A 4,142-nucleotide genomic window follows, 5' to 3' on the forward strand; every position below is an offset into this window, starting at 1 on the left:
GGCGGCGGCCGTCGCCGCCCGGGGCGCCGCCGGACCCGCGGATCGCGACACCCCACCCAGCTGCACGTACGTCTCCGCCATCGTCGCCGGAGACGCGGTGACCGTGAGCTGGATCGGGGACAGCCGGGCCTACTGGCTCGGGCCGGACGAGGCACTGTTGACCCTCGACGACTCGTTGCGGGCCCGAGTGGCCGCCGGCCTGCCGGTGCCGGCGGTGCTGGCCGAGGAAGACCCCCGTTCGCCAGCCCTGATCCGCTGGCTCGGTGCGGACGGCGACCAGGAGGACGCCCACGTCGTGACGGTCCGTCCGAGCGGTCCTGGCCGGATCGTGGTCTGCTCCGACGGGTTGCACCATTACCTGCCGGGCGCGAAGGACCTGGCCGCAGCGGTGTCCGGTCTGCCGCCGACGCCGCTGGCCGTGGCGCAGGGCCTGACCAGGCTGGCGCTGGAGGGCGGCGGCCACGACAACGTGGCGGTCGCCGTACTGCCGTTTCCGGTAACTGAGACAGGAGGAACACCGGCATGAGCGGGCAACCCGAGTTCGTCGCCGAGGTCGACCAGAACGAATACCTACCGGCGGGACGACGGATCGTGGACGCGATCGTCACCGTCACCGCCTCGGGCGCGGACCTGCGGCGTAACGCCGGCCCGCTGAGCGCGGCGCAAGTGATCATGATTGACACCTCAGGTTCGATGACCATGCCGCAATCGAAGATCCAGCAGGCGAAGCGGGCCACCGCGGTCGCCATCGACACCCTGCGCGACGGCGTGGCCTTCGCGGTCGTTGCCGGCTCGGCGCACGCCCGGATGGTCTACCCGCCGCAGCCGGGGATGGTGCCCGCCTCCCCGCAGACCCGGGCGCAGGCCAAGGCGGCCGTGGCCGGGCTGCGAGCCGATGGCGGAACCGCCATCGGCGCCTGGCTCAACCTGGCCAATCATCTGTTCGCCAGCCAGCCAGCCGAGGTGAAGCACGCCATCCTGCTCACCGACGGGCAGAACCAGCACGAGCGCCCGGAGGACCTGCAACGGGTGCTGGACGCCTGCGAGGGCCGGTTCATCTGCGACAGCCGAGGAGTCGGCGCCGACTGGGTCGCCGACGAGCTGAGGAAGGTGGCGTCCACCCTGCTCGGCACCGCCGACGGGTTGGAAGACCCGGCCGACCTGCCGGCCGCGTTCCAGGCGATGACCGCGTCCGCGATGGGCAAGTCGGTGGCTGACGTGGCACTGCGGGTGTGGAGCCCAGCGGGCGCCACGATCCGCTTCGTCAAACAGGTCTTCCCTCAGGTCGAGGACCTCACCGGCCGGCGCACCGAGGTCAGCGCCCGCATCGGCGACTATCCGACCGGCGCCTGGGGCGCGGAGAGCCGGGACTATCACGTCTCGGTGGAGCTGGAGCCACAACCGGTGGGGGAGGAGCTGCTCGCCGCCCGGGTCAGCCTGGTCAGCGCCGGCCAGCTGCTCACCGAGCGACTCGTGCTGGCCCGGTGGACCGATGACGAGGAGCTGTCCACCCGGATCAACCGGCAGGTGGCGCACTACACCGGCCAGGCCGAGCTGGCCGCCGCGATCCAGGACGGGCTGAAGGCCCGGGATGCCGGCGACGTCGAGACCGCCACCGCGAAGCTCGGCCGGGCGGTGCAGCTGGCCACCGAGTCCGGCCACACGGACACCGCCAAGCTGCTGGCCCGCGTGGTGGACGTGGTCGACGCGCCGACCGGCACGGTCCGGCTGAAGAAGCAAGTGGCCGGAGTGGACGCCGAGCTGACCAACGTGCGGTCGGTGAAGACCATCCGGGTGAAGAAGACGCAGGCCTGACGGGAGCGGAACGATGGCCACCTGCCCCAAAGGACATGAATCGACGACCGTCGACTATTGCGACCAGTGCGGTGCCCCGATGTCCGGCACGTCGACGCCGGCCGCTGCGACCCCGCCGTCCGTGGCACCGGTCTCACCTGCGGCCCCGCCCGCGGAACCCGCCGCCACCGGTACGCCGTGCCCGGTCTGCGGCACGCCCCGAACCGGCCGGTTCTGCGAGGAGGACGGCTACGACTTCCTGCTCGCCCCGCCGGTGACCGCGGCGGATACGGCCACCTCGCCCGCTGGCGTCGCCGTCCCGGAGGCGGGTAGCGAGACGGCCGCCGGACCGATGGCTTCGGCCGCGCAGGCGGCGCTGGTCGTCGTGGTGGGCACCGACCGCGGCTACTTCGACGCCGTACTCGGCATGGGCGGCGAGGACGCCGGCGGGTTGACCTTTCCTCGGTACATCGTCGAGCGCCGGTTCCCGTTGGTGGGCCAGCAGCTGCTGATCGGCCGGTCCAGCCGGTCCCGGGGCATCCATCCCGACATCGACCTCAGCGGCCCACCGGAGGACCCGGGCGTCTCGCATACCCACGCGCTCCTGGTCGCGCAGCCGGACGGTTGGGCGGTGGTCGACCTCGGCTCATCCAACGGCACGTACCTCAACGACCCGCAATCGGCGCCGGTCCCGTCCGAGACCCCGGTCCCGATCGCCGCCGGTGACCGCGTCTTCGTCGGCGCTTGGACCTGCCTGTCCATCCGTCCCGCCTAACCTGATCTTGAACCTTCGGCAGTCGTCGTATCGGCGTGCGGACGTCGTAGCGCGGGGTGGGCTGTTGCGGTGGTCGGGTGATCGCCCGGGGCCTGGTCGGGAGTGTTTCGGCGCTCCGGCCAGGCAGGTGGCCTTCGCGCGGAGGTGCAGACACCTGAGGTTCCCACCGGGATGTGCACACCGGGTACCCACGAGCTCGCTCCCGTTCGTCCGATCCGGTTCGGGCGGAGGGTGGCCGGTGTCGGCGACAGATTCCCGTCCCCGCTCGGCAGGCTGGGATGTCCGGTCGGCGCCACCTCTACGCGATCCATCGGCGGATCTTGACAGACCGTTCCGACGGGCACAAGGCAGCTGACGAGCCTCGACCGGCCGAAACGGCACTCGGCTACATCCGCTCATTGCCGCGGACCGCGCGTCACGGAGCGCGGCCGGATGTCCAGGGGTGGCGATGCGCGGACGTGCCGAGACGAGTGCGTTGCTGGCGCAGGCGGGATAGCGCATGCCGGCTCCGCTGTCGCGCCGTACGCCGGGATCAGCCGCCGGGGCAGCCATGGCCGCCGCTGATCGGGATGCATTGGGTGACGCGGGGTGCTGGCTCCTGGTCGGCCGGCGTCCAGCCGATCAACGGCGCCGTGGCCGCACGTCCTGCGATCGAGACAGCAAAGTAGATCAGCGCCGTACCCACCAGTGACCAAACGAAGTGGCGCGTCCAGCACCGATCGCGGACGAGCCGGGCGAGCAGCACCCCAGCCACCGGGAGTGCCAGGTTGAGCACCAGTGCCGCGGTCAGGATGGTGTCGGTGGTCGCGCCGAACGCCTGTGCCGCCGCGTGGGTCGCCATGTAGGGCGACGAAGTACGTCGAATCAACCCGACGATGAGCAGGAACGGCACGCCGTAGAGCCAGGCGAAGAGCAGCACGCCGAGTCCGACGCGCTTCATCGGGCACCTTGCCAGACCGCGCCGGCTACAGCTGCAACAACAACACTGCCCAGCGCCGAAAGGGTGCCGGTGAGGATCGAAGAGGGGACTCGGCGCGCGAGCAGACCGGTGACCACCAGCGTGCTGAACAGCAGACCCGCGAGGATCGGCCCGCCGAGGATCACCATCAGGCCGATCTCCTCTTGCGGTGTCAGGCAGCTGAACACCGCCGAGCAGTCCCGGTTCGGTGCAGCCGGTAACCCTGTCCGCCCGACGAGAACCGCGGCGGTCACGGTGGCGTACCAGCCAAGCGCGACGAGAAGGCTCAACCCGAACGACGCCCGGCGCGGCGCATCCACATCATCCATGTCCAAGAAGCTGCCACGGCTTCGGGACCTGGCCTATCCGCTTTCGTACTCATTCCCGACCGGGTACCGACCATCAAGGCAAGTCCGGCGGCGTCACCAGCCTTCTCACCGCACGTCCTGATCTAGCCGCTGGCCGCGCGCCCGGACAACGTCCGCTCGTGCCGAGATCAGTGCATCAGTGTGTGAGGGATGCGGCGCGTTGGGAAGCTTCGATAATTCGTTGCTCGCTTGTTGGAGGCGGCCGTCCGGCACGCACTCGGCGCGGCGGGTGCGGGTCCGGCCCGTA

The 4,142-nt window shown here is 70.8% G+C and carries 5 protein-coding genes; 3 read left to right on the forward strand and 2 right to left on the reverse strand.

The genetic code is table 11. The annotated features are described in order from the left end of the window. The 3 genes from DKL51_RS34610 to DKL51_RS00690 all read left to right on the forward strand — a co-directional run. Positions 1-526: PP2C family protein-serine/threonine phosphatase (locus DKL51_RS34610; RefSeq protein WP_369008536.1), on the forward strand; the 526-nt coding region annotated here is incomplete at its 5' end. Then, positions 523-1,815: a vWA domain-containing protein gene (locus DKL51_RS00685; protein WP_109947470.1), complete on the forward strand. Its 1,293-nt coding sequence runs from the start codon at positions 523-525 to the stop codon at positions 1,813-1,815. The genes DKL51_RS34610 and DKL51_RS00685, both read left to right, overlap by 4 nt. 79 nt (positions 1,816-1,894) lie before the next feature. Beyond that, on the forward strand, positions 1,895-2,569 hold the full coding sequence (locus DKL51_RS00690; protein WP_243422709.1) for an FHA domain-containing protein: 675 nt from the start codon (positions 1,895-1,897) through the stop codon (positions 2,567-2,569). A 532-nt stretch (positions 2,570-3,101) separates the two neighbouring features. Here the strand turns inward: DKL51_RS00690 and DKL51_RS00695 are convergent. Together DKL51_RS00695 and DKL51_RS00700 are read right to left on the reverse strand one after the other, a co-directional pair. Then, positions 3,102-3,488, reverse strand: coding sequence for a hypothetical protein (locus DKL51_RS00695; RefSeq protein WP_243420516.1), 387 nt, complete (start codon positions 3,486-3,488; stop codon positions 3,102-3,104). 17 nt (positions 3,489-3,505) lie between these two features. Next, complete coding sequence (locus DKL51_RS00700; RefSeq protein WP_109947467.1) at positions 3,506-3,856, reverse strand: hypothetical protein; 351 nt, start codon at positions 3,854-3,856, stop codon at positions 3,506-3,508. Between the last annotated feature and the right edge of the window lie 286 nt (positions 3,857-4,142).

Source organism: Micromonospora globispora (assembly GCF_003857015.1).
Lineage (GTDB): Bacteria > Actinomycetota > Actinomycetes > Mycobacteriales > Micromonosporaceae > Micromonospora > Micromonospora globispora.

Bases quoted from the DNA above. Each gene is read 5' to 3' on its own strand.
- DKL51_RS00685 (WP_109947470.1), top strand. From the start codon at position 523: ATGAGCGGGCAACCCGAGTTCGTCGCCGAGGTCGACCAGAACGAATAC.
- DKL51_RS00690 (WP_243422709.1), top strand. From the start codon at position 1,895: ATGTCCGGCACGTCGACGCCGGCCGCTGCGACCCCGCCGTCCGTGGCA.
- DKL51_RS00700 (WP_109947467.1), bottom strand. From the start codon at position 3,856: ATGGATGATGTGGATGCGCCGCGCCGGGCGTCGTTCGGGTTGAGCCTT.